The following is a 23,505-nucleotide window of genomic DNA, read 5'->3' on the forward strand; positions in this document are numbered from 1 at the left end:
CTAAAGACTAATCCGCCAGCCCGCAGGCGACGCCGGTCGCCTGTGCTTCCGCCTCGCTGCGGTCGAAGGCGCGGCGAACGACCACCCTGGCGACGACGAGCCCTTGCAGCGACGGCGAGACCACCCGGAGTTCCCGCGAGGTCTCGCCTTCCTCGTCATTGGCCAGACGCTCGTCGAGCTGCTCCTGCGTCATCACCACGAATTCGAGCACGCCGCGGATCGCAGCCCGATCTGTGATCGCATAGGCGACGCCGCCGCCGCGGCGATGGACGGTGAGGCCGAGCGGCAGGGAGCCGGTGCGCGCCACGACGCGCAAGGGCCCCGCCGAAAGATCGTAGCTGCACACCGCCGCGACGCTGTTGGGATCGCCGTCGAGGATGGCCGGCAAACCCGCAGGTGGCGGCGTCACCAGCTCGGCGCGGCCGTTGGCGCCGAGCGCGGCATAGACCGTGGCCGCGTCATGTGTGGCCAGGGCCGGGATGCGCAGTACGGTGACGATGTGGACGATGCCGGCGAGCAGCAGCCCGGCCAGGGTCAGCAGCGCGAACCGCAGGAGGCCGCTGCCCAGGCGCGCCAGAAAACGGCGCGGCGCGCCTGCGCAGGCGGGGAGGGGCGCCGCGGCCGGTACCATCAGGCTGTCGTCGATCGCGCTCACCGGCAATCGACCCTGGTGATGCGGGGCAGGGTGTCGGGCCTGAGCTCGCCGGCATGGCTCGAGATCGGCGTGTCGTAGAGGCGCAGGCGCAGCTGGAAGCGCCCTTCTGCCGGCAGGGGCAGCCAATTGCCGGTCTCGGGCGTCGTCGCCAGCACGATGCGCATGCCGCCGCGCTCGCCGCGCACGATCTCGGCGTCGGTGAAGCTCTCGCGCTCGATCGGCAGTTGCAGGTGCCGGCCCCTCGGGTCGGCGACGCCGAGCGACCAGCCGCGCGCCGGCGGTGTCGCTCCGCTGACAAGATAGCGGCAGCGCGCATCGAGCGCCTGCCCGCCGTCATCCTCTCCGGCGATCAGCTCCAGTCCCTCGCCGGCGCCGAGCGGCAAGTGCACGCCGCGCGCCAGATAGGCCCGCATATAGGGATCGATGTCGCGCGCGCCGCTTTTCGGCCAGCTCGTCCAGGCGCCGACCTGGGCGCGGCCGAACCAGGGCCGCTCCGCCACTGCATAGCGGGCGGAGACAAGGCCGAGGCCGGCCCCGAGCGCGATCACATAGGCCAGCGGGAGGACGCGCATGGAACGATCCGGGTCCGCATGATGGCAGTCAGCGTATGGCGGTGAGGCCGCGCGCGGCGTCGCGGGCCCCGACCTGGACGGAAGCCCGGGCCGTCCGGGGAACCTCGACCGCCTTGAACATCGCGCCGACCGAGGAGAGCACCTCGAAGGATTTGCGTGGCATATGACCGGCGCTGGCCCGTGCCGCGGCGGCAGGGTCGGTGGCCTTGGCCGCTGCTACCTTGGCGTCGCCCGGTTGCGGCGTCACCCCCGGGATCGGCTTCAGCTCGATGCCCTGATGCGCGAAGGCCATGATCTCCTTCCAGGTCATCGCCGGCAGCGAACCGCCGGTCATGTTGTTGGTCTCGGAGGAATCGTCGTTGCCGAACCAGACCGCGCCGACGAGGTTGCCGGTGTAGCCGACATACCAGGCGTCCTTGTAGCCATTGGTCGTGCCGGTCTTGCCGGCGCTGACGACGCCGTCGAGCGCGGCGCGCCGGCCGGTGCCAGCCGTCGGAACGGTCGAGAGCATCTGGTTCATCTCGAAGGCGACCTGCGTGCTCAGCACCTGCGCGGGCGCCGGCTCGTCGCGGTCGTGGCGATAGATCTCCTCGCCGGCCGAGTTGCGGATGTCGAAGGCGGCATAGGGCTTGGCTCGCTTGCCGCCACTGGCGAAGACGGCATAGCCGGCGGCCTGTTCGATCACGGTAACCTCGCCGGCGCCGATCGGCAGCGAGACCGTGTCGGTCAGCGGCGTGGTCAGGCCCATGGCGCGGCAGGTCTCGACGATCTTCATCCGGCCGATGCGGGCGGCGCGGGCCTCGTGCGTCTCGCCGGTCGCCTTGCCGATCGCGATCGACATCTGAACCGGGATCGTATTGATCGACTTCGCCAGCGCCACCGTCAGCGGCATCGAGCCGGCATAGGAGCGCCCGTAATTGTTCGGGCACCAGTTGCCGATGCAGACCGGCCGGTCGGTGACAACAGTGGTCGGCTTGTAGAGCCCGGCGCTCATCGCCGCTGCATAGACGTATGGTTTGAAGGACGAGCCGGGCTGGCGCAGGCTCGATGTCGCCCGGTTGAACTGGCTCACGCCATAGTCGCGCCCACCGACGATGGCGCGCACCGCCCCGTCCGGATCCATGATCACCGCCGCCGCCTGCCTGGCGCGATAGGCCGGCCCATGCTGGCGCAGGATCGACTCGACCGCCTCGTCGGCGCGCTTCTGGATGGCCGGATCGTGCGGAGTCTTGACCGTCAGCACTCGCTCGGGGCCGAGCTTGCCGTCATCCGCGAGCTTGCGGATCTCGTCGAAGGCCCAGTCGAGATAGTAGTCCGGGCTGGAATCGCGCTTGCGATCGATCGGCGTTGCCGGGTTGCGCCGGGCCGAGTCGACCTGGCCGGCGGTCATGAAGCCGGCATCGACCATGGCGTTCAGCACGTCGTTGGCGCGCGCCCGTGCCGCCGGCAGGTTGACATGCGGCGCAAACTTGGTCGGCGCCTTGAACAGGCCGGCGAGCATGGCCGCCTCCGCCAGCGTGACATTCTTCACCGATTTGCCGAAATAGTATTCGGCCGCCGCCACGACGCCAAACGTGCCGCCGCCCATATAGGCGCGGTCGAGATAGAGCTTCAGGATCTCGTTCTTGGTGAGCCGGTATTCCAGCCAGAGCGAGAGGAAGGCTTCCTTGATCTTGCGGTCGAGCGAGCGCTCGTTGTTGAGGAACAGGTTCTTGGCCAATTGCTGCGTCAGCGAGGAGCCGCCCTGGACCACGCCCGAGGCGCGGGCGTTGACGGTGATCGCCCGGAAGGTGCCGATCACGTCGATGCCGAAATGGTCGTAGAAGCGCCGGTCCTCGGTCGCGAGCACCGCCTTGAGCAGGTGATCGGGGAATTCCTCGAGCTTCAGCGAATCATCATGGCGGGCGCCGCGATGGCCGATCTCGGAGCCGTAGCGGTCGAGGAAGGTGACGGCGAAGACCTGGTTCTTCAGCGCCTCCTCGCGCCCTTCGCGGAAGGCGGGGATCGCCAGCATCAGCATCACGATCGCGCCGGCGATACCGACGTTCAGGCCCTCGCTGGCGAATTCGGCCGCGAGCCGTTTCGGGCCGCTGACAGTCAGCCGGTCGGTGATGCTGCGGATGCGTTCATAGATCTCGCCGGCGCGGTGGCCGGCCGCGTAGAGCGAGGCGTCGATCCACGAGTCGGCGCTCAGCGCGAGGCGCTTGAGACGGGTCGTCCAGCTCGCTTTCCGGAACTCGATCACGGTCGTGCGGCATCCTGAGCCTGCCGCGGGCGCGCGTCCGCGGTGTCCCGGACCGGCCGGCGAAGGCCATGCCCGATCTCAGAAGGTAAGAGCTCGGGGCCGGCAACGGAAGAGGGCGGTGGTCCGGCTGCACGGCAAAATGGGTGTGCCGCCGAGTAGTCGGTCAGCCCTTGGTCGCGAGCACTGCGAAGCGGGTCGAGGAGGCCAGCCGGAGCGCGTCGTGCAGGGCGGCGTTGCGCTGCTGCGCCCGGACCACCTGCGCATAATCGGCTGCCTCGATGCGGGCGAAACCGGCCTGGCGCAGCATCGTGCCCAGCCGCTCGAAGCTCAGGCCGTCGCGGAAGAAGAAGCGCTTGGTGATCGAGTCGAAGGCGTCGCGATCGGCCGCGTGCGGGGCGGCGCCGGCGCGTTCGCGCAGGAATGTCGCGGCGCGGTTCAGCATCTGCTGCAGCCAGGAGCGGTTGATCCAGTCGCCGTCGATGACGAGCAGTTTGCCGCCGGGCTTCAGCACCCGGAACCATTCGGCGAAGGCCGCTTCCGGGTCGGTCAGCGTCCAGACCAGATGGCGGGTCACCAGCGCATCATAGGTCCCGTCCTCGTCGAGCAGGCGCTCGGCATCGCCGGCGAGGATCCGAGCCTTGTCGCCATGCTTGGCGCGGGCGCGGGCCAGCATCTCCTCGGAGAAGTCGAGTGCCGTGACCTTGTGCCCGAGCGAGAGCAAGGCGCGGGTGATCTCGCCGGTGCCGCAGGCGAGATCGAGGACCTCGCGCGGCTCCGCGCCGAAGGATTGCCGCAGCAGCGACTGGAAGGCGGCGAGCTCGGCGTCCGACTTGATGGCGTGGCCGACCTGCTGGTCGAAACTGGCGGCCCGGCCGGACCAATAGGTCCGGATCTCCTCCTTGAGGGAGTAGTTGGCACCAGGGGCGGAAAGACCAGTCTGGAGGCTGCTGTCTGACATCGGCGGTTCGCCAGGTTGAACTGAGAGGGGGTTATTCCGCTGCCTGGGCAGGAGCAAGCTGCGTATCGCCGCGGCTGCGCCTGCGGGCGGAGCCGTGGACGACGATGAAGGGCGTCTCGCCTTCGTTCGCCTCGACCCGCGCGACGACGCCGTAGACGTCTTCCAGCAGGGCCGGCGTGATGATCTCGCGCGGGTCGCCAAAGGCGGCGAGCCGCCCTTGTGATAGCACCATCACCTTGTCGGCGATGCGCAGCGCCTGGTTGAGGTCGTGGATCGCGATCAGCACGCAGATCTGCCGCTCGCGCGCCAGCCGGCCGACGAGGCTCAGCACCTCGAACTGGCGGTGCAGGTCGAGCGCGCTGGTCGGCTCGTCGAGCAGCATGATCTCGGGCCGGCGCACCAAGGTCTGGGCGATCGAGACGAGCTGGCGCTGGCCGCCCGAGAGCTCGCCGAGGCCGCGGAAGGCGAGATCGGCGATGTCGAGCGCGTGCAGGGCTTCGTCGATCGCGGCGAGCTCGTCGTCGCCGACGCCCCAGGAGCCGCCTTGCTTGCGGGCGAGCAGGATCGATTCATAGACGGTCAGCACCGCGTTCACCGCAGTATCCTGCGGCAGGTAGCAGGGCGTCTTGCCGGTCGTGCTTTCGACCTGGACCTTGCCGGCGCCCGGGATCAGCCCGGCGATGCGGCGGAACAGGCTCGACTTGCCGGCGGCGTTGGGGCCGATTACGGCGACGACCTCGCCGCCGGTCATGGTCGGCGTCGTGATCCCCGAAAGGATCTGGCGCTTGCCATAGGCAACGCCGACATCGCTGAGTGCGAGGCGCTTCACCATGAGCGTTTCCGGCTGGTCAGGATCAGGCTGAAGAAGAACGGCACCCCGACCAGCGCGGTGACGATGCTGATCGGGAAGATCAGCCCGGGGATCAGCGACTTGCTGACCACGGATGAAGCCGAGAGCACGGCCGCGCCGGCGAGCGCGGATGCGGGCATGAAGAAGCGCTGGTCCTCGCCGATCACCATGCGGGCGATATGCGGGCCAACCAGGCCGATGAAGCCGATCGTGCCGACGAAGGCGACGGGGACCGATGCGAGCAGGGCGACGAGCAGCATGGTCTCGAGCCGCAGATAGCGGACGTCGATGCCGAAGCTCGCCGCCTTCTCGTCGCCGAGGCGCAAGGTCGTCAGCGCCCAGGCCCGGCGCGCGAACAGCGGGATGCAGATCAGCAGCACGGTGGAGGTGATGGCGAGTTTGTGCCAGTTCGCCTTGGTCAGCGAGCCCATCATCCAGAACACGACGGCCCCTAGCGCCTGCTCGGAGGCGAAGAACTGCAGCAGTGCCAGCAGGGCGTTGAAGGTGAAGACCAGCGCGATGCCGAGCAGCACCACCGTCTCGGTGGTGACGCCGCGGCGCTGGCTGAGCAGATGGATCAGCAGCGAAGCGCCCATCGCCATGATGAAGGCGTTGAGCGGCACGACATAGTCGATCGCGAGCGGCACGATCGAGACGCCGAAGACAAGCGCCAGCGCCGCCCCGAAGCTCGCCGCAGCGGAGATGCCGAGCGTGAAAGGGCTGGCGAGCGGGTTGTTCAGCACGGTCTGCATCTGCGCGCCGGCGATGGCGAGCGCGGCGCCGGTGACGACCGCCATCAGCGCGACCGGCAGGCGGATATCCCAGATCACCACCCGGACGGCTGCCGGCGCGGTCGAGGGCGAGAGCAGCGCGTTGACGACCTCGCTCACGCTGTAGCGGGCGGGCCCAAGCATCAGGTCGACGATCAGGCAGGCCAGCAGCACGGCGGCAAAGCCCGCGAGGATCAGCTTGCGGCGCAGCGCCAGCGCCCGATAGGCGTCTCTCCCTTGGGCCGTGCTCCGCGGCGCTTCTGCCGGCGTCGTCACAACGTCGTCGGCGCTGGCGGGCGCTAGGCTCATTTGCCCGCCTCGAGCGAGATCCAAAGGCCGGGCTCATAGGGCAGCGACAGGAAGCGCTCGTGCAGCACCTTCATCGTCGCGCCGGGATCGACGTCCTTGAACAACTCGGGGTGCAGCCATTTCGCGATCTCCTGGATCGCCACGAACTGGTAGGGGCTGTTGTAGAACTGGTGCCAGATGCCGTGGACGCGGCCGTTCTTGACCGCAGCCGTCTGGGTGAAGGCCGGACGCTTCATCAGATTGGCCAGCTTGCGGCGTGCCTCGGTCATGTCGGCGCCGTAGCCGAGGCCGACCCAGTTGCCGCCCGGGACATAGCCGTCCCAATTGCTGCCGGTGACGATCACGACATCGGGATTGGAGGCGACGATCTGCTCGGCATTGACGGTGCCGAAGGTGCCGGGGATCAGCGGCGTCGCCAGGTTCCGGCCGCCGGCGAAGTCGACCATCTTGCCGAAATTCTCATTGCCGAAGGACATGCAGCAATCATCGGAATAGCCGCCGGCGCGCTCGATCATGACGAGCGGGCGCTTCAGCTCCTTGGCGCCGGCGAGACGATCGGTCACGATCTTGATCTGCTCGGCGCGGAACGTGATGAACTCCTCGGCGACCTGCTCCTTGCCGAAGAGCTTGCCGATCAGGCGCATCGACGGCTCGGTGTGCTCGAATGGCTTCTCGCGGAAGTCGACATAGACGACGGGGATGCCGACCGAGGCGAGCTTCTCGACCAGCTTGGCCTCGTCGCTGGCGATCTTGGCCTCGATATTGAGGAAGAGCACGTCGGGCTTGAGCGCGATCGCCTGCTCGATGTCGAAGGCGCCTTCCTTCATGCCGCCGAAGGTCGGCAGCTTGGCGATCTCGGGATAGCGCTTCGCATAGGCGCGAAAGGTCTCGGGATCGGCCTTGCCGAGATCGTCGCGCCAGCCGACGACGCGCTTGAACGGCTCGTCCCTGTCGAGCGCGCCGACGAAGTACATCTGCCGGCCTTCGCCGAGGATGATCCGCTTGACCGGCGCCTCGACCTCGACCTTGCGCCCGACGATGTCGGTGACGGTGACCTTCTCGGCCAGCGCGGGGAGGGCCGCCACCGTCAGGCCCGCGGTGATGGTAAAAGCGCGCAGAAGATGTCGGCGGGTCAGCATTGAAGACGGCTCGTGAGCGAGGGAATTCTTCTTCCCGTTAGGACGAACCGTGTATTGGGTCAATTTTCATAGATTATAACTTCTCTAAGTATAGATTAGAATCTCTATAAGAAATGGCGATCGCCATCGGTCGCCGACCGTCGTCGCGGATGGGGCGAGTTCCGGCTACCGATGCCCGATTGCCGACGGCCGCCTCCAAGGTGCATAAGCGGCCATGGCCGACGCGATGACCGACAGCACGCCCTTCTGGCGCAGCAAGACGCTCGAGGAGATGACCGAGGCGGAGTGGGAATCGCTCTGCGACGGCTGCGGGCGCTGCTGCCTGGTCAAGCTCGAGGATGACGATACCGGCAAGATCCACGCCACCGATATCGGCTGCCGCCTGTTCGATGCGGCGACCTGCCGTTGCCACGATTACGCCAATCGCTCGAAGACCGTGCCCGACTGCGTCACGCTCACGCCCGAGGCGGTGCGCACGCTGCCCTGGCTACCGCCGACCTGCGCCTATCGGCTGCTCGGGGAGGGCAGGGATCTGCCCTGGTGGCATCCGCTTGTTTCCGGTGATCCTCAGACGGTGATTGCGGCGGGCGTGTCCGTCCGGGGCAAGGTCCACGCCAACGAGGACGAGGTCGCCGAGGAGGAGATCGTCGAGCGCATCGTCGCCTGGCCGCTGCGCTGGCCGAAGGCGGCGCGAGGGCCGCAACGGTAAGGACGCGTCGGTTCAGCTTGTAGCGCCCCGGCCAAAGTCTTACTCTTACGCGTAAGAGTAAGGAGGTTCCTATGCGGATCACGTCCAAGGGCCAGGTGACCATTCCTGCCGATATCCGTGAGCGGGCCGGCCTCCTGCCCGAGACCGAGGTGGATTTCGAGTTCGACGGCAAAGTCGTTCGGATCGTGCCCGTGCCGGCGCGCCGCAAGATGGGGCGCGGCGACAGGCTGGTTGCGCATCTGCGTCACAGCAAGGGCGATATCGCCATGACGACCGATGAGATCATGGCGCTGACGCGCGAGCCCGAATGAGCGCAGTCCTCGTCGATAGCAATGTTCTGCTCGACGTTCTGACGCAGGACACCCGCTGGTCCGCCTGGTCGGCGCGCGCCTTGTCCGAGGCCGCTGATCGGCAGCGGCTTGTGATCAATGCGATAGTCTATGCCGAAATCTCGACCCATTATTCACGGGTTGAGGATTTGGATGCGGCCCTCCCTACGACGATGCTGGAGCGGGAGCCGATACCATTCGCCGCTGCGTTTCTGGCCGGCAAATGCTTCCTTGCCTACAAGCGCAGAGGCGGCGCGAAGCAATCGCCGCTCCCAGATTTCTTCATCGGCGCGCATGCGGCGGTCGCCGGCTACACGCTGATCACGCGCGACGCTTCCCGCTATCGGACATATTTCCCCGGCTTGCCGGTGATCGCTCCGGACGCGGGCCAGCAAATGTGAGCCGTCGCGACTTGGGCCGGCTCTACCGAAAGCGCAAATTCTCGCGCGACAGCTGGTCGAGACTGGTGACGCCCATCAGCTTCATGCTGCGCTCGACTTCCGTCTTGAGCTGGCCGAGGGCGCGTTCGACGCCGGGCTGGCCTGCCGCCGCGAGCGGGTAGAGGTAGTAGCGCCCGATGCCGACGGCCTTGGCCCCGAGCGACAGGGCCTTCAGCACATGCGTGCCGCGCTGGATGCCGCCGTCCATGATCACGTCGATCTTGTCGCCGACCGCATCGACGATCTCGGCGAGCTGGTCGAAGGCGGCGCGGGAGCCGTCGAGCTGCCGGCCGCCATGGTTGGAGAGGATGATGCCGGTGCAGCCGATCTCGACGGCGCGCTTCGCATCGGCGACCGACATGATCCCCTTGAGGCAGAACTGCCCCGACCACAGCTTGACCATCTCGGCGACGTCGTCCCAGGTCATCGACGGGTCGAGCATTTCGGTGAAATAGCGGCTGATCGACATCACGCCGCCGCCCATGTCGACGTGGCTGTCGAGCTGCGGCAGGCTGAATTTCTCGTGGGTGAGGTAGTTCAGCGCCCATTGCGGCTTGATCGCGAACTGGGCGATGCCGGCGAGGTTGAGCCGGAACGGGATCGAGAAGCCGGTGCGCAGGTCGCGCTCGCGATTGCCGCCGGTGATGCTGTCGACAGTCAGCATCATGACGTTGACGCCGGCGCTCTTGGCGCGCTCCATCATCGCCCGGTTCAGGCCGCGGTCCTTGTGGAAGTAGAACTGGTAGACCTGCGGGCCGCTATGGGCCTTGCGTAGCTCCTCGAGGCTGATCGTGCCGAGCGAGGAGACGCCGAACATGGTGCCGTAGCGCGCCGCCGCCGCGGCGACCGCCCGCTCGCCCTGATGATGGAAGAGCCGCTGCAGGGCTGTCGGCGAGCAGTAGAACGGCACGGCGAGCTTCTGGCCCATCACGGTGACGGACGTATCGAGGCTGCTCACGCCGCGCAGGACGCTCGGAACGAGGTCGCAACGCTCGAAGCTCTCGGAGTTTCGCCGCAGAGTGACTTCATCATCGGCCCCGCCATCGATGTAGTTGAAGATCGGGCCCGGCAGCCGCTTCCTGGCGAGGGTGCGGAAATCGTGGAAGTTGTGACAGGCGTTCAGGCGCATCGTTTGCTTCGGTGTCGTTCTGGCAAGGCGAGTGTGGCGCTGGCGACCATCGGATCGGCGGCGGTCGTCGCTGCTCGGAGGCGGGAACGGTACCCTATCGCGCGGCGCTGGCCTTGGCCATATTGCGCGACCGGTCGCCAGGTCGCCCGGGATTGTCGGGTGGGTGGGCCGGCTCCACCGCATGATCATTGATTGTTCATCCGGTTTTCGGCATGACCACCCCCGCACCCGGTGCGCTGCAACAAGCGGGCACCGCAAATGCGAAACCAGGCGGACCCGCCGGCGTTGATGTCGGCGACAACGTTGGGAAAGGCAGGCTATGGCAGGGCAGAAGTGGGTCTACACCTTCGGCGACGGCAAGGCCGAAGGCGAGGCGGGCATGAAGAACCTGCTCGGCGGCAAGGGCGCGAACCTGGCCGAGATGAGCAATCTGGGGCTTCCGGTGCCTCCGGGCTTCACCATCACCACCGAGGTCTGCACCTGGTATTACGACAACGGCAAGAGCTTCCCGGCCGAGCTGGACGGTGAGGTCAAGGACGCGCTCGCCGGCATGGCCAGGCTGACCGGCAAGACCTTCGGCGACCCGGCGAACCCGCTGCTGGTCTCGGTCCGCTCGGGGGCACGCGCCTCGATGCCGGGCATGATGGACACCGTCCTCAATCTCGGCCTCAACGACGTCACCGTCGAGGCGGTCGCGAAGGCCTCGGGCGATGCCCGTTTCGCCTATGACAGCTACCGCCGCTTCATCACCATGTACTCGAACGTCGTGCTCGACATCGACCACGGCCATTTCGAGGAGGCGCTCGAGGATTACAAGGAGCGCAAGGGCCTCCATCTCGACACCGACCTTGCGGCCGATGACTGGAAGGTGCTGGTCGGCAAGTACAAGGACATCGTCAGGAAGGAGCTCGGCTCCGACTTCCCGCAGGACCCGCAGCAGCAGCTCTGGGGCGCGGTCGGCGCCGTCTTCTCCTCTTGGATGAACGCCCGCGCCATCAAGTACCGCGAGCTCAACAGCATTCCGGCCTCCTGGGGCACGGCGGTCAACGTCCAGTCGATGGTCTTCGGCAACATGGGCGAGACCTCGGCGACCGGCGTCGCCTTCACCCGCAATCCCTCGACCGGCGAGAACGCGCTCTATGGCGAGTTCCTGGTCAACGCCCAGGGCGAGGACGTCGTCGCCGGCATCCGCACCCCGCAGGACATCACCGAGGCGGCCAAGGCCGCTGCCAAATCCGACAAGCCTTCGATGGAGAAGGTGATGCCGGAGGCTTATGCCGAGCTCTGCCGCATCTACGGCATCCTCGAGAAGCATTACCGCGACATGCAGGACATGGAGTTCACCATCCAGGAGGGCAAGCTCTGGATGCTGCAGACCCGTTCCGGCAAGCGCACCGCCAAGGCGGCGCTCAGGATCGCGGTCGAGCTCGCCCGCGAGGGCCTGATCACCGAGACCGAAGCGGTCGGCCGCGTCGAGCCCGGCGCGCTCGACCAGCTCCTGCATCCGACCATCGACACCAAGGCCGAGCGCCGCGTGCTGACCGCCGGCCTGCCGGCCTCGCCCGGTGCTGCCGCCGGCGAGATCGTCTTCACGTCCGAGGCCGCCGAGCTGGCGAAGAAGGCCGGCAGGAAGGTCATCCTCGTCCGCGTCGAGACCTCGCCGGAGGATATTCACGGCATGCACGCCGCCGAAGGCATCCTGACCACGCGCGGCGGCATGACCTCGCATGCGGCGGTCGTGGCGCGTGGCATGGGCAAGCCCTGCGTCTCCGGCGCCGGCCAGATCCGCGTCGACTACACCAAGGGCACGATGACCGTCGGCCCGACCACGCTGAAAGCCGGCGACTTCGTCACCATCGACGGCAGCAACGGCCAGGTGCTGCTCGGCGAGGTCAAGATGCAGCAGCCCGAGCTTTCCGGCGACTTCCGGACGCTGATGGGCTGGGCCGACAAAGTCCGGCGCCTGAAGATCCGCGCCAATGCCGAGACGCCGCGCGACGCCAAGGCGGCCCGCGAATTCGGCGCCGAGGGCATCGGCCTCTGCCGCACCGAGCACATGTTCTTCGATGCCGGCCGCATCCTCGCCGTGCGCGAGATGATCCTGGCTGAGGACGAGAAGGGCCGCCGCGCCGCTCTTGCCAAGCTCCTGCCGATGCAGCGCCAGGACTTCGTCGAGCTCTTCACCATCATGCAGGGCCTGCCGGTCACGATCCGCCTGCTCGATCCGCCACTGCACGAGTTCCTGCCGCATACCGACGATGAGATCGCCGAGGTCGCCTCGGCCATGGGCACAACCGCCGACAAGCTGAAGCGCCGCGCCGCCGAGCTGCACGAGTTCAACCCGATGCTCGGCTTCCGCGGCGTGCGCCTCGCGGTCGCCTATCCCGAGATCGCCGAGATGCAGGCGCGGGCGATCTTCGAGGCGGCCGTGATCGCCGCCAGGGAGACCGGCCACCCGGTCATCCCGGAGGTGATGGTGCCGCTCGTTATGGGCGCGCCCGAGCTCGACCTGGTCAAGGGCCGGATCGACGCGATGGCGGAGGCCGTGAAAAAGGAGAGCGGCACGGAGCTCACCTATCAGGTTGGCACCATGATCGAACTGCCGCGCGCAGCGCTGCGGGCGGAGGAGATCGCAAGGAGTGCCGAGTTCTTCTCCTTCGGCACCAACGACCTGACGCAGACCACGCTCGGCATCAGCCGCGACGACGCCGGCTCCTTCCTCGGCTCCTATACGGCGCGCGGCCTGCTCGAATCCGATCCGTTCGTGACGATCGACCAGGACGGCGTTGGCGAGCTGGTCAGGATCGCGGTAGAGCGCGGCCGCAAGGCGCGCCCGAACATCAAGCTCGGCATCTGCGGCGAGCATGGCGGCGACCCCGCCTCCATCGGCTTCTGCGAGAGCGTCGGGCTGGATTATGTGTCCTGCTCGCCCTTCCGCGTGCCGATCGCGCGCCTCGCCGCCGCGCAGGCGGCTTTGGGGGCGATCAAGGCCAAGGACGCCTGAGAAACGGGAGGGCGCGATCCATCATGGCGGCACGCGCCCTCACCACCATCGGCTTCGATGCCGACGACACGCTCTGGCAGAACGAGCAGTTCTTCCGGTTGACGGAGGACCGCTTCGTCGCGCTGCTCGGCGAGCATGGCGAGGCGGCCGAGATCTCCGGCAAGCTGCTCGAGGCCGAGAAGCGCAACCTTTCCTTCTACGGTTTCGGCATCAAGGGCTTCACCCTCTCGATGATCGAGACCGCGCTCGAGATCACCCGCGGGCAAGTCCCACCGGCGGTGATCGGCGAGATCCTCGCCGCCGGCCGCGAGATGCTGAGCCATCCGGTCGAGACGCTGCCGCATGCACAGGATACGCTCGCTAAGCTCGCCGGCGGCTATCGGCTGGTGCTGATCACCAAGGGCGATCTCTTCGACCAGGAGCGCAAGCTGGCCCAGTCAGGGCTCGGCGATTTCTTCGACGCGGTCGAGATCGTCAGCGACAAGAGCGCCGCGACCTATGAGAAGCTCTTCGCCCGCCATGGCGACGGGCCGGGGCGGGCCATGATGGTCGGCAACTCGCTGAAGTCGGACATCGTCCCGGCGCTCGCCGCCGGCGCCTGGGCGGCGCATGTCCCCCATGAGCTGACCTGGGCGCTGGAGCATGCCGAGGAGCCGGCAGGGGAGGTCCGTTTCCGCAAGCTGTCTGATCTCGGCGGGCTGGTCGATCTGGTGCGCGAGATCGGCTGAGGCGCACGCCAAACGCGGGGAGCGAGCATGCCAGACGACCCGGTCGAACGTCTGCGCCGCATCTGCCTTGCTCTGCCCGGCGCCAGCGAGAAGGAGGCCTGGGGCGACCCGACCTTTCGGGTGCGCGAGCGCATCTTCGCCATGGTGAAATCCGGCGACGGCCGTTGCTCGCTCTGGTGCAAGGCGCCGAACGGCAGCCAGGAGGTCTTGGTCGGCGCCGATCCCCGGCGCTTCTTCGTGCCGCCCTATGTCGGCCACAGGGGCTGGGTCGGCATGCGTCTCGACGATGGTCCCGACTGGGACGAGGTCGCGGCGATCGTGGCGCGAGCCCACACTCTGACCGGGCCGAAACCGCGGCCTCGCCGGGGCTAATGGCCCCTTAGCTGGACCAGCCTTGCAATTTGTGCTAGCTCCACCGATGTAAGACGAGATGCGGCCGGTTCTGGCCAATCCTCCGCGCGGGTATTCCGACCGGCGGGCCACTTCAGATCCACCACACGTCGATACAAGGCCATGGCAAGGCGTCCGCGCGTCCGGTCATGGGTTCCACGAATACGCGGATCTGAAGTGCAAGGATTAGTCCCGCTATGAACAAGGGCACCGTCAAGTGGTTCAACGCCACCAAGGGCTACGGCTTCATCACCCCTGAGGCTGGCGGCCCGGACATTTTCGTCCACATCAGCGCCGTCGAGCGCGCTGGCCTGCGCGAGCTGCGCGAAGGCCAGGTCGTCTCCTACGAGCTGATCGCCGATCGCAAGACCGGCAAGTCCTCGGCTGGCAACCTCGTCGCCGGCTGAAGACGCTTATCGGGCGGGCCATTAGCGTCCGCCCGTTTTCAACACGCGAGCCTTGAGGCCCGCGACACACGACATCCTCCGGCGCAGTGGCTAGCGGTTCGCCGGGCGGAAAGAGACCATGCGTAGACCGAGACGGCATGTCGAGGCGCTTCCGTTCACCACGTGCGCCCCATTTCGTTCGGCTCAGAAAGACCTGATTTGACCAAATTTACCGACCTCGGCCTGGCCGAGCCGCTTCTCAAAGCGCTCGCCGCCGAAGGTTATGAGACGCCGACGCCGATCCAGGCGCAGGCGATCCCTTCCATTCGCGATGGCCGTGACCTGCTCGGAGCCGCCCAGACCGGCACCGGCAAGACCGCCGCCTTCTCGCTGCCCATGCTGCACCGCCTGCTGAACCAGCCGCGGCGCATGCAGCCGCGCTCGGTGCGCGCCCTGATCCTGTCGCCGACGCGTGAGCTCGCCGCCCAGATCGAGGCCAGCATCCGCAACTACGCCCAGTTCACCTCGCTGAAGTCGACGGTGATCTTCGGCGGCGTGCCGGTCGGCAAGCAGATCCGCGCGCTCGGCCAGCATGTCGACATCCTCGTCGCGACCCCTGGCCGCCTGCTCGACCTCGTCGACCAGCGCGCCGTCTCGCTGCGTGAGATCGAGTTCCTGGTGCTGGACGAAGCCGACCAGATGCTCGACCTCGGCTTCATCCACGCGCTGCGCAAGATCGCGACGCTGATCCCGAAGCAGCGCCAGACGCTGCTGTTCTCGGCGACCATGCCGAAGGCGATCCGCGAGATTGCCTCGGCCTACCTGACCGATCCGGTCGAGGTCGCGGTCGCGCCCGTCGCCACCACGGCCGAGAAGATCGAGCAGCGCGTCATCTTCACCGAAGCCGGCCAGAAGCCGGCCTTGCTGGCGAAGACCCTGAGCGTTCCGGAGATGGAGCGCGCCATCGTTTTCACCCGCACCAAGCACGGCGCCGACAAGGTCGTGCGCCAGCTTGAGCAGGCCGGCATCAACTCCGCCGCGATCCATGGCAACAAGAGCCAGGGCCAGCGCGAGCGTGCCCTCGGCGCCTTCCGCGACGGCGAGCTGCGCATTCTGGTCGCGACCGACATCGCGGCGCGCGGCATCGATGTCGACGGCATCAGCCATGTCGTCAATTTCGACCTGCCGAACGTGCCCGAGACCTATGTCCACCGCATCGGCCGCACTGCGCGCGCCGGCGCCTCGGGTCTCGCCATCGCCTTCTGCACGCCCGAAGAGCGCGGCGATCTCGCCGCGATCGAGAAGCTGACCAAGATCGCGCTCACCCCGGTCGGTGACGTGCCGCATTGGGATGGTCGCACCCCGAAGAAGCCGCCGCAGAATCGTGGTGGCCGCGGGCAGGGGCGTCCGCAGAACGGACAGCAGCCGGGTCAGGGCCAGCGCCGCGACGGCCGGGGCGCGCAGGGCCGCAATGGCCAGCGCCCGGAGCAGGGCGAGCGTCAGGAACAGCGCCGCGAGCAGCCCCGTCCGAGCCAGCCGCGCCAGCAGCAGGCACGTCCGGAGCAGCAGCGTCATGAGCGTCCGGCCCAACGCCAGGATGGGGGCGGTGCACGAAAAGACGCGGCTTCCGGCAAGGAAGGGCTTGGCGGCGTCGCGTTCTTGCAGCAAAGAACGGGACAACGACGCACCGGCGGCGGCGGGCGGCGCCCGAACTGACAGGCACCGTAACCGCTGGGGCTAAGCCGGAAAGGCTTGGCCCCGCGCCGAGGACAAGACGAAGGATCAGCGAATGGCGAAAGAAGAACTGCTCGAATTCGACGGCACCGTGGTCGAGGTGCTCCCGGACGGCAACTACCGGGTGAAGCTCGACAATGACCACGTCATCCTGGCCTATGCGGCCGGCAAGATGAAGAAGAACCGCATCCGCACCATCGCCGGCGACCGCGTGGTCGTCGAGATGTCGCCCTACGATCTCGATCGTGGCCGGATCAACTTCCGCCAGAAGACCGCCAGCCCCGGCCCGATGCCGCCGCGGCCGCAGAACTTCCGTCGGCGCTGAGCTTACGATGCGTTTCAGCCGGCCCGAGCAATTCTTCGCCGCGGCCGGCGTCGGCCTTGGCGCGCTCGCCTCGCTCGCGGTCAACACCGGCTGGATCGCCAGAGGGGGGACCTTCCCGCCCTTCGTCTATGTGCTGCTGGCGCTCGCTTTGGTCGAGGTCGTCGCAGGCTTCGTGACGAAGCAGCCGCCCGGCACCCTGTTCTCCATGCCTGCCCGCATCCTGGCCTTCGCCTTCGGCATCGGCGTGCTGATTCTGCTGACCGGCGGCTTGGCCTGAGCCTCCACCGTCATTCTCGGGCGAAGCGAAGCGCAGTCCCGAGAATCTCCTGACGAAAAGACGATGGCCGGCGTCTCTTCCGGCCTGAGATGCTCGGGTCAAGCCCGAGCATGACGGTCACTTCGCTCAGGCTTGCAGACAAAAAAGCCCCGGCCGAAGCCGGGGCGTGAGGTGTCTGTTACGTGGTGACAGGTACTACGAAGAAAACTTGGAAAACTCAGTAGCCGCCCCTGGCCCAATGCTGCGAGCCGGGGCTGACTAGGACCTGGCGCTGGCGCGTCGCATACTCGGCCGGCACGGTCTCGTGCTCGACCCGCGTGGCGCTGACCATGACGCGGCGGTTGCGCTGGCCATAGACGGCCGGAATGACGTCGTAGTCGACCGAGGCCGGAGACACTTCGACGGTGCGCTGCTGATAGCCGTATTGCGCGGGGACATGCACCCAGCAGCCGGTCGTCTGGCCGTAGGCGTCGCGGGTGACTTCCCAGCGCTTGGTCGCCGGCGAGATCAGGACCTTCTCGGAGACAGTCCGGTACTGCGCCGGGATATGGCGGGCGACGCGGCGCTCCGGCTGGATCACCACCTGCTCGGTGACGGTGTCGTACTGTGCCGGGACGACCCGCGAGAAGGTGCGCTCGGGGCGCACGACATAGCTTTCATCGACGGTGCCGTAGACCGGCGGGGTCGAAACCAGCTTGTAGCAGGAGCCGCCGCCGCAAGTGCTGACCGGCGCCCGGTAGCAGGAGGAACTGCTGCAGCCGCCGGCGAGCGCCGGAGCGGCGAGGCCCATCAGCGCCGTGGTGGCGAGAGCCGAAAGTGAAAGAAGCCTGACCGTCATAGCTGACCCCAACCCTGCGTTGCGCAACGCTGCCGCTGCGTCGTTGGGATAAGAAAGCCTGAGACGATCTATGAAGACAAGGTTAACTGCAAAACAAGGTAAAATTAACCAATTCTGCCCGAACGGAAGCAGTCCCGTCATGACTGCCGCGTCGGGTGCGCTGCCCAGTATTCAAGGGTTTCAGTGCGGGCCGGCGCAGTAGCCGGCCAGCACCGCCGGCCCTGTCTGGAAGCAGCTTTCCGGTCGGGCGTCAGTCGATGGCGCCGCGCTTCATGCCGAAGCCTTCGATATAGCAGCTGCAGGACGAATTGGCCGGCGCCGGCCTGGCTGCGCAGTTGCCCCGGGAGGTCACGCAGGTGTCGCCGAAACGCTGGCGATAGGGCCGCTCATAGCCATAGCGCGGGCGTTCGTAGCCATAAGGCGGCGGCGGCCGATCGTAATCGTAGCGCGGTGCCGGCCGGTAGGGATCGTAATACTGGGCGTTCGCGCTGGTCGTGGACGAGATGGCCGCTCCGATGAGGGCCGCGATGGCGAGCGTCTTGAACATCGTGCCTGTACTCCTGTTCTGCGCGAGGCCAAAGCCAAGGGCGGGATCGTCAGGGAAGGATAGGGGACAGCGATGAACGGAAGCTGAGCGTCGTCTCCGGCGCCCATAGGCAAGGCCCGCCGGCGCGAGCCGGCGGGCCAGATGGAGCGCCGGCTCGCAAGCGGCGTGCTTAGTGCCAGGTCTGGCGGCCGTACCAGTCGTCGACATCGGTGCGGACCTTGTCCTTCTCGATCCCGTAGCGCTCCTGGATCTTGCCCTCGAGCTGGTCGCGCTTGCCGGCGATGACGTCGAGATCGTCATCGGTCAGCTTGCCCCACTGCTCCTTGACCTTGCCCTTGAGCTGCTTCCAGTTTCCTTCGACGCGGTTCCAGTCCATTGGACGCTCCTCGTGTTCGTGATGGGTATGCTGAAGGAACGCGCGGGCGGCGGAATGGTTCGGCAGAAAAAGCTGCGCCACCGGCAAATGCCAGCTCTGCGATCACCTAGGAATGGTCCCCGCCACGAGCAGCCAGGCGTGCGCGCAGGCGCGGCGTCACCCAGTCCAGGAAGGAACGGACTTTCAGGCTGCGCAGGCCCCCTTCCGCATAGGCGAGGCTGACCGGCAGCGGCGCCGGGGCGAAGTCGTCCAGCACTGCTTCGAGGATGCCTTGCCGCAGCTCGTCCTCGACCTGGTAAGACAGCACCCGCACGAGGCCGAAGCCGGCCCGCGCTGCGTCGATCGCCGCGATCGTCGAGTTCACCGAGAGCCGGGCCCTGGGTTCCTCGCCGAGGGCGGGGTTGTCGCCGCGATAGCGCCATTCCGGGGTGACCGAGAAGCCGCGGAAGGAGATGCCGTCATGGGCCCCGAGGTCTTCCGGCGTCCGCGGCCTGCCGCGGCGGTCGAGATAGGCCGGGCTGGCGCAGATGACGCGCCGGACCTCGCCGACCTTCGTCGCGATCAGCCCACCCGCGTCGAGGTGGCCGATCCGCACGGCGACGTCGATATGCTCGTCGGTGAGGTTGATCTGCCGGTCTTCGAGATGGAGCCTCAGGGAGATCTCCGGGTTCTGCTCCAGGAAAGCGAGGGCGACCGGCATGACATGGCGCTGGCCGAACAGCGTCGACGCGGTGAGGCTCAGTTCGCCGCGAGGCGCGCTGTACTCACCGGCGGCGATCCGCTCGGCCTCCTCGACCTGTTCGAGGATGCGCTTGCTGGCTTCGAGATAGGCTCGGCCGGCCTCGGTCAGCTCGGTCCCGCGCCGCGTGCGCAGCATCAGCCTGGCCCGCAGATGCGTTTCGAGATCGGCGATCTTGCGGCTGACGGTGGCGAGCGGCATGCGCAGCTTTCGCGCGGCCGCCGACAGGCTCCCGGCCTCGACCACCGCGAGCAGCACCGCCATGGCGTCCAGGCGGTCCATCAGGTTTCCATAATTCGGGAGGCTATCTCCATGATCTGTCCATAGCATCCGCTCACCGGGAGGACTACGTCGTTGTTCATGAAGGCGCCGCTCGTGGCGCCTCGCGCTCTGACGAGCCCAGGAGTTCACGATGACCGGTCTTTCACGCAGGGGATTTTCGCTCGGCCTCCCGGCCCTGGCGGCAGCGGGCGCTGGCCTGTCCTCGGCCGGCCTGGCGCAGGCGCCGGCCACAGCCGAGCGCGTGGTGCCGCCGCCGCCCTTGGCGCAGCTCAGGATCGGCCGCTTCAAGGTGACTGCGCTGAGCGACGGCTATGTCGATATGCCCTATGAATACTTCCCCGGCCGCTCCGCCGCCGAGGTCGAGGCCCTGGCGAAGGCGCAGTTCTCGGCCCGGCCCGGCGGCATCAGGATGATGTTCAACCAGTACCTGATCGAGGACGGCAGCAATCGTATCCTGATCGATGCCGGCCCCGGCGGTACGATCGGCCAATCCGGGAAGCTGCCGGCGGGCTTAGCCGCACTCGGCCTCGATCGAAGCAAGATCGACGCCGTGATCGTCACTCATATGCACCAGGACCATATCGGCGGCCTCGTCGTTGGTGAGCAGGCCAGTTTCGCCAAGGCCGAGATCTATGTCGATCGGCGCGAGCTCGCGCACTGGACCGACCCGGCGACCCGCTCGGCTTCGCCGTCCTATCTCCAGAACGGCATCAAGCTCGCCGGCGAGGTCGCACGCCTCTATCCCAAGCTGCAGGCCATCGATGGTGAGCGGGAGATCGTCCCCGGCGTCTCGATCGTCGACCTTGCCGGCCACACTCCGGGCCATATCGGCGTGCGCATCGCCGATGCCGGCCAGAGCCTGATCATGGCCGGCGACATGCTCTTCCCGGTGGTTCATCCGGCGGGGCTCGATGTGAATTTCCTGTTCGAGCAGGACCGCCCGGCGGCGCAGGCGATGCGCACCCGCTTCTTCCAGCGCGCGGTAGCGGAAGGCTCGCTGATCGCCGCGACGCATATGCCCTTCCCAGGGCTCGGCCGCGTCGTCGCCGATCAGGGCCAGTATCGCTGGCTGCCCGCCGCCTGGGCCTTCCAGGACTAGAGGGCGATATCTCGGGACCATGAGCGAGGCCGGGACCAGTCCTGGCCTCGTGCTTTTGCGGGGAGTGGAGCCGGCTCCGACGCGGCAGAAAATCGGCACGCCGCTAAAATGCGAGTCAAATCCGTATCAATCGGCCAAGGGCCTGCAGGTTAGGGAGGGCCATCACAGCCCAGAACAGGCCATGACATACTCAGCGCAAGACATCACGAACGCCCTCCTGCGGATCAAGGAGGACGGCTTCGTCCTCGACAACGACGCCTTCGGCTATGCCGCGATCAGATGGGACGCCCGCCGGCTGAAGCGCGACCTGCGCGAGGCCGGCTATGCCGGCGCCGAGCTGGCGCAGGGCCGGATGATGAACGAGGGCGAGTCGATCTGCTGGCTCTACAACCCCGATGCGATCGCCAAGGACAAGGTCGATCGCCTCGCAGCCGCGCGGCATTCGGCGCTCTACGGCGAATAGGCGCTCGGGGTGATCGAGCCATGCTCGAGCCCCGCCAGAGCAAGCACCGACGGCGCCACGATCCCGCACTGACAAGCGTCGCCGGCGCCTATCGTCCCCGCTGTGCGCAGCCGGGCGTCGCGGCTTCCTGTTCGAATGCGTCCGCTTGCCCTTCATAGGCGCTCGCCATGGCGGCCAGGCGGGCTGCGCCCTCGCTGTCCCGGGCGGTATCGGCCCAGCGGCGGCACATCAACGCTTTCACGCGCAGGGCCTGAGCCTGCCGAACTCTGTCGTGGTCCATGGCGGCGCTCCAACACACCAGATCACCCTGCAGCTTGCGGCCGTCAGAACCGAAAACGCTTCTATCGCGGGAGTGATCACGCGAGCCTGAACAGCTTGAGACAGTTTACTGTCCAAGCGGGCTTTTGGATGCACAGGCCGAAATCAAAAAGCGTCGATCTGCCGTCACGCAGCTGCTCGTCGTCTTTGACATCACCTTACTAGTTGAGCGGCAAAGTGCTACGGTATGTTATTGGCAGCGTTAATGGCAGGCCTCAGAAACGGCAGGCTGCGAATATTAAGCATATTTCCTAGTGAGCTCTACGAAGAGTACCGGATCGATATAAATCAACCGTGGAGAAAAGACACCCAGTCGATCAAGCAAATAGACTCCGCGCGTGCCGCTTGGAGATCGTCGATATCAGATCAGTGAGTGCGCTTGAATACCCACTGCGATAGTCAATGATTGCCGTGCCGGACAGTTAGACAACGCGCTGGCTAGGTTTGTCCCGGCCGCAGCTTGTAGAAGACGTGCCGGCCGATCGTGTCCATCTTCTTCAGCTTGCGCGCCCAGTACGGCCGGACATAGTCGGCGTGGTAGTGGGTGGAGGCGCCGACTTCCGCCAGATAGGTCGTGCCGTCATAGACCTCGCGGGCGATGCGGGTGGCGTCGCGCCAGGGGCCGGGCTCGGTGATGCGCAACGACTTGCCCTCGCAGGCGAAGGTGAACTGGCAGGCGAGGTGGCGGCTGGCGTTCTGGTAGACCGCGCCGCAGACCGTATTCGGGTAGAGCCCGCTCTTGACCCGGTTGAGCACCACCTGCGCGACCGCGGCGCGGCCCTGCTCGCCTTCCGAGCGCGCCTCGAAATAGACGGCCTCGGCCAGGCAGCGCTGCTCCTTGGCCATGTTCTCGGGCGCGATCAGGCTGGTGTAGATCTGCTTTTCGCTGGGATCGACGGTGCGCAGGTCCGTGGTCGTGCCACGCTCCGACTTGGCGATGCGGCTACGCGATTTCGGCTCGGCAGCGACGGGCGCCATCTGCATCGGCGTGGCGGAGGCCGCTCCGGCGACGCCGGTGGCCGTCGGCGTGCTGGAGGACTGGCCGAGCGCGGCGGAGACTGACGGCGTCGAGCCGTCGAGGTTTTCCGGATTCAGTTCGCCATGGCGCGGCGAGCCGAGGCTCTTTGGAACCGCCGTCGGCGAGGAATCCGACAGGGCGGGGTCGGTGACGCCTTCGTCGCGCAGGAAAGGCTCGAAGCCGAGCGGCGGCTCCTCCGGGCTTTCCTGCGCTTCGAGCGAGAAACCGCCCGAGATCAGCCCGGGCTGGGTGTCGCCGAAGACGACCTGTTCGAGCTCGCCGGGCGGGCCGTTGCGGGTCAGCGTCGGACGCAGGGGCACGATCGGATCGCCCTTGCTGCTGCGGTCGACCTGCGGGAAGGCGCTGGCCGTGCGCTTCATGTCCTCGCGCGGCAGGCGCGGATCGATCGCGAAGGTCCGCTCGGGCGTCTCGAAGGAGAGGCGTGCCGGCAGGATCAGACGGGCATAGGCGCGCTCCGGCATACGGAAGGCGCTGGCGGCGACGAGCAGGGACGGGCCTTCCGCAAGGTCGGAGAGCGCGCCCGGCGCGGTGCGGGGGATCAGCGAGCCCGGCGGGCCGAGGACATCGGGTTTCTGCCCGGCCGAGGCGGTGAAGGAGACCAGCATGCCGGCCGAGAGCGCCCAGGGAGCGACGGTCGCTAGCGCCCAGCGCAGCTTCTGCCAGCCCATTCGCTTCGATCGCCGACGCAGACGCAACTGACCCAGGCCCTCACACCGAGAAGACGAAAGATGAGTGGCCGCGAATCCGATGATGCAAATTCGCGACAGTTGGATAATCCCTTGTCAGGGTTGAAAGGCGGTTAACGGCCGCCCGCTCGCATCGGCGGCTCTCCGCCAAAAGACGGCTTTCGCGATC

General features: G+C 67.1%; 26 protein-coding genes. 12 read left to right on the top strand and 14 right to left on the bottom strand.

Translation table 11 applies throughout. The annotated features are described in order from the left end of the window. Positions 1 to 7: 7 nt before the first annotated feature. The 7 genes from AC1DS0_RS09835 to AC1DS0_RS09865 all read right to left on the bottom strand — a co-directional run bounded on the left by AC1DS0_RS09835 (position 8) and on the right by AC1DS0_RS09865 (position 7,498). Positions 8 to 655, bottom strand: a complete 648-nt coding sequence (locus AC1DS0_RS09835; protein WP_476814164.1) for a hypothetical protein — start codon at positions 653 to 655, stop codon at positions 8 to 10. Beyond that, positions 652 to 1,227: a DUF1214 domain-containing protein gene (locus tag AC1DS0_RS09840; protein WP_476814165.1), complete on the bottom strand. Its 576-nt coding sequence runs from the start codon at positions 1,225 to 1,227 to the stop codon at positions 652 to 654. The genes AC1DS0_RS09835 and AC1DS0_RS09840 overlap by 4 nt, the downstream gene beginning before the upstream one ends. A gap of 28 nt (positions 1,228 to 1,255) precedes the next feature. Continuing rightward, positions 1,256 to 3,472, bottom strand: coding sequence for a transglycosylase domain-containing protein (locus tag AC1DS0_RS09845; RefSeq protein ID WP_476814166.1), 2,217 nt, complete (start codon positions 3,470 to 3,472; stop codon positions 1,256 to 1,258). A gap of 163 nt (positions 3,473 to 3,635) precedes the next feature. Continuing rightward, positions 3,636 to 4,430, bottom strand: coding sequence for a class I SAM-dependent methyltransferase (locus tag AC1DS0_RS09850; protein ID WP_476814167.1), 795 nt, complete (start codon positions 4,428 to 4,430; stop codon positions 3,636 to 3,638). Between the two features lie 31 nt (positions 4,431 to 4,461). After that, positions 4,462 to 5,259: an ABC transporter ATP-binding protein gene (locus AC1DS0_RS09855; RefSeq protein WP_476814442.1), complete on the bottom strand. Its 798-nt coding sequence runs from the start codon at positions 5,257 to 5,259 to the stop codon at positions 4,462 to 4,464. Next, complete coding sequence (locus AC1DS0_RS09860) at positions 5,256 to 6,359, bottom strand: FecCD family ABC transporter permease (RefSeq protein ID WP_476814168.1); 1,104 nt, start codon at positions 6,357 to 6,359, stop codon at positions 5,256 to 5,258. The genes AC1DS0_RS09855 and AC1DS0_RS09860 overlap by 4 nt, the downstream gene beginning before the upstream one ends. Beyond that, positions 6,356 to 7,498 carry an ABC transporter substrate-binding protein gene (locus tag AC1DS0_RS09865; RefSeq protein WP_476814169.1) on the bottom strand — a complete coding sequence of 381 codons (1,143 nt, stop codon included), beginning with the start codon at positions 7,496 to 7,498 and terminating at the stop codon, positions 6,356 to 6,358. The genes AC1DS0_RS09860 and AC1DS0_RS09865 overlap by 4 nt, the downstream gene beginning before the upstream one ends. 214 nt (positions 7,499 to 7,712) lie before the next feature. Here AC1DS0_RS09865 and AC1DS0_RS09870 point away from each other — a divergent pair, with 214 nt between their 5' ends. The 3 genes from AC1DS0_RS09870 to AC1DS0_RS09880 all read left to right on the top strand — a co-directional run bounded on the left by AC1DS0_RS09870 (position 7,713) and on the right by AC1DS0_RS09880 (position 8,937). Next, positions 7,713 to 8,207, top strand: a complete 495-nt coding sequence (locus tag AC1DS0_RS09870; protein ID WP_476814170.1) for a YcgN family cysteine cluster protein — start codon at positions 7,713 to 7,715, stop codon at positions 8,205 to 8,207. 71 nt (positions 8,208 to 8,278) lie between these two features. Then, the gene (locus AC1DS0_RS09875) at positions 8,279 to 8,518 is read left to right on the top strand and encodes an AbrB/MazE/SpoVT family DNA-binding domain-containing protein (RefSeq protein WP_476814171.1); all 240 of its coding nucleotides are present in this window, start codon (positions 8,279 to 8,281) and stop codon (positions 8,516 to 8,518) included. Then, entirely contained in the window at positions 8,515 to 8,937 is a 423-nt protein-coding gene (locus tag AC1DS0_RS09880) for a type II toxin-antitoxin system VapC family toxin (RefSeq protein WP_476814172.1), read from the top strand. Before AC1DS0_RS09875 ends, AC1DS0_RS09880 begins: the two co-directional genes overlap by 4 nt. 22 nt (positions 8,938 to 8,959) lie before the next feature. On the opposite strand, the gene AC1DS0_RS09885 is transcribed toward AC1DS0_RS09880, so the two are convergent. Then, entirely contained in the window at positions 8,960 to 10,105 is a 1,146-nt protein-coding gene (locus tag AC1DS0_RS09885; RefSeq protein ID WP_476814173.1) for an alpha-hydroxy acid oxidase, read from the bottom strand. Positions 10,106 to 10,424: 319 nt separating this feature from the next. Between AC1DS0_RS09885 and ppdK the strand changes: the two genes are divergently transcribed. The 7 genes from ppdK to AC1DS0_RS09920 all read left to right on the top strand — a co-directional run bounded on the left by ppdK (position 10,425) and on the right by AC1DS0_RS09920 (position 16,949). Next, complete coding sequence (ppdK, locus tag AC1DS0_RS09890) at positions 10,425 to 13,109, top strand: pyruvate, phosphate dikinase (RefSeq protein ID WP_476814174.1); 2,685 nt, start codon at positions 10,425 to 10,427, stop codon at positions 13,107 to 13,109. Positions 13,110 to 13,132: 23 nt separating this feature from the next. Continuing rightward, entirely contained in the window at positions 13,133 to 13,837 is a 705-nt protein-coding gene (locus tag AC1DS0_RS09895) for an HAD family hydrolase (protein ID WP_476814175.1), read from the top strand. 27 nt (positions 13,838 to 13,864) lie between these two features. Continuing rightward, a complete protein-coding gene (locus AC1DS0_RS09900) occupies positions 13,865 to 14,209 on the top strand; it encodes an MmcQ/YjbR family DNA-binding protein (RefSeq protein WP_476814176.1) in 345 nt (114 codons plus the stop codon). A gap of 215 nt (positions 14,210 to 14,424) precedes the next feature. Continuing rightward, positions 14,425 to 14,634: a cold-shock protein gene (locus AC1DS0_RS09905; protein WP_152016986.1), complete on the top strand. Its 210-nt coding sequence runs from the start codon at positions 14,425 to 14,427 to the stop codon at positions 14,632 to 14,634. Between the two features lie 198 nt (positions 14,635 to 14,832). Then, positions 14,833 to 16,329, top strand: a complete 1,497-nt coding sequence (locus AC1DS0_RS09910) for a DEAD/DEAH box helicase (protein ID WP_476814177.1) — start codon at positions 14,833 to 14,835, stop codon at positions 16,327 to 16,329. 73 nt (positions 16,330 to 16,402) lie between these two features. Next, positions 16,403 to 16,672 (top strand): translation initiation factor IF-1, encoded by a 270-nt coding sequence (gene infA, locus AC1DS0_RS09915; RefSeq protein WP_057187732.1) that lies wholly within the window; start codon positions 16,403 to 16,405, stop codon positions 16,670 to 16,672. 7 nt (positions 16,673 to 16,679) lie between these two features. Continuing rightward, positions 16,680 to 16,949: a hypothetical protein gene (locus AC1DS0_RS09920; protein ID WP_476814178.1), complete on the top strand. Its 270-nt coding sequence runs from the start codon at positions 16,680 to 16,682 to the stop codon at positions 16,947 to 16,949. Between the two features lie 217 nt (positions 16,950 to 17,166). Here AC1DS0_RS09920 and AC1DS0_RS09925 read toward each other — a convergent pair whose 3' ends face one another. From AC1DS0_RS09925 to AC1DS0_RS09940, 4 genes are all read right to left on the bottom strand, one after another. Further along, positions 17,167 to 17,787: a hypothetical protein gene (locus AC1DS0_RS09925; RefSeq protein WP_476814179.1), complete on the bottom strand. Its 621-nt coding sequence runs from the start codon at positions 17,785 to 17,787 to the stop codon at positions 17,167 to 17,169. Between the two features lie 250 nt (positions 17,788 to 18,037). After that, positions 18,038 to 18,334 (bottom strand): hypothetical protein, encoded by a 297-nt coding sequence (locus tag AC1DS0_RS09930; RefSeq protein ID WP_476814180.1) that lies wholly within the window; start codon positions 18,332 to 18,334, stop codon positions 18,038 to 18,040. Positions 18,335 to 18,503: 169 nt separating this feature from the next. Then, on the bottom strand, positions 18,504 to 18,710 hold the full coding sequence (locus AC1DS0_RS09935; RefSeq protein ID WP_057187726.1) for a CsbD family protein: 207 nt from the start codon (positions 18,708 to 18,710) through the stop codon (positions 18,504 to 18,506). A 106-nt stretch (positions 18,711 to 18,816) separates the two neighbouring features. Continuing rightward, on the bottom strand, positions 18,817 to 19,731 hold the full coding sequence (locus AC1DS0_RS09940) for a LysR family transcriptional regulator (protein WP_476814181.1): 915 nt from the start codon (positions 19,729 to 19,731) through the stop codon (positions 18,817 to 18,819). A 130-nt stretch (positions 19,732 to 19,861) separates the two neighbouring features. Between AC1DS0_RS09940 and AC1DS0_RS09945 the strand changes: the two genes are divergently transcribed. Together AC1DS0_RS09945 and AC1DS0_RS09950 are read left to right on the top strand one after the other, a co-directional pair. After that, a complete protein-coding gene (locus AC1DS0_RS09945; RefSeq protein WP_476814182.1) occupies positions 19,862 to 20,830 on the top strand; it encodes an MBL fold metallo-hydrolase in 969 nt (322 codons plus the stop codon). A gap of 181 nt (positions 20,831 to 21,011) precedes the next feature. Then, positions 21,012 to 21,293, top strand: coding sequence for a hypothetical protein (locus AC1DS0_RS09950; protein ID WP_476814183.1), 282 nt, complete (start codon positions 21,012 to 21,014; stop codon positions 21,291 to 21,293). Between the two features lie 88 nt (positions 21,294 to 21,381). On the opposite strand, the gene AC1DS0_RS09955 is transcribed toward AC1DS0_RS09950, so the two are convergent. Together AC1DS0_RS09955 and AC1DS0_RS09960 are read right to left on the bottom strand one after the other, a co-directional pair. After that, positions 21,382 to 21,573 carry a hypothetical protein gene (locus AC1DS0_RS09955; RefSeq protein WP_152016993.1) on the bottom strand — a complete coding sequence of 64 codons (192 nt, stop codon included), beginning with the start codon at positions 21,571 to 21,573 and terminating at the stop codon, positions 21,382 to 21,384. A 476-nt stretch (positions 21,574 to 22,049) separates the two neighbouring features. Further along, positions 22,050 to 23,318, bottom strand: a complete 1,269-nt coding sequence (locus AC1DS0_RS09960) for a cell wall hydrolase (RefSeq protein ID WP_476814184.1) — start codon at positions 23,316 to 23,318, stop codon at positions 22,050 to 22,052. Positions 23,319 to 23,505 lie beyond the last annotated feature (187 nt).

The organism is Allobosea sp. P4_H5, from assembly GCF_056400825.1.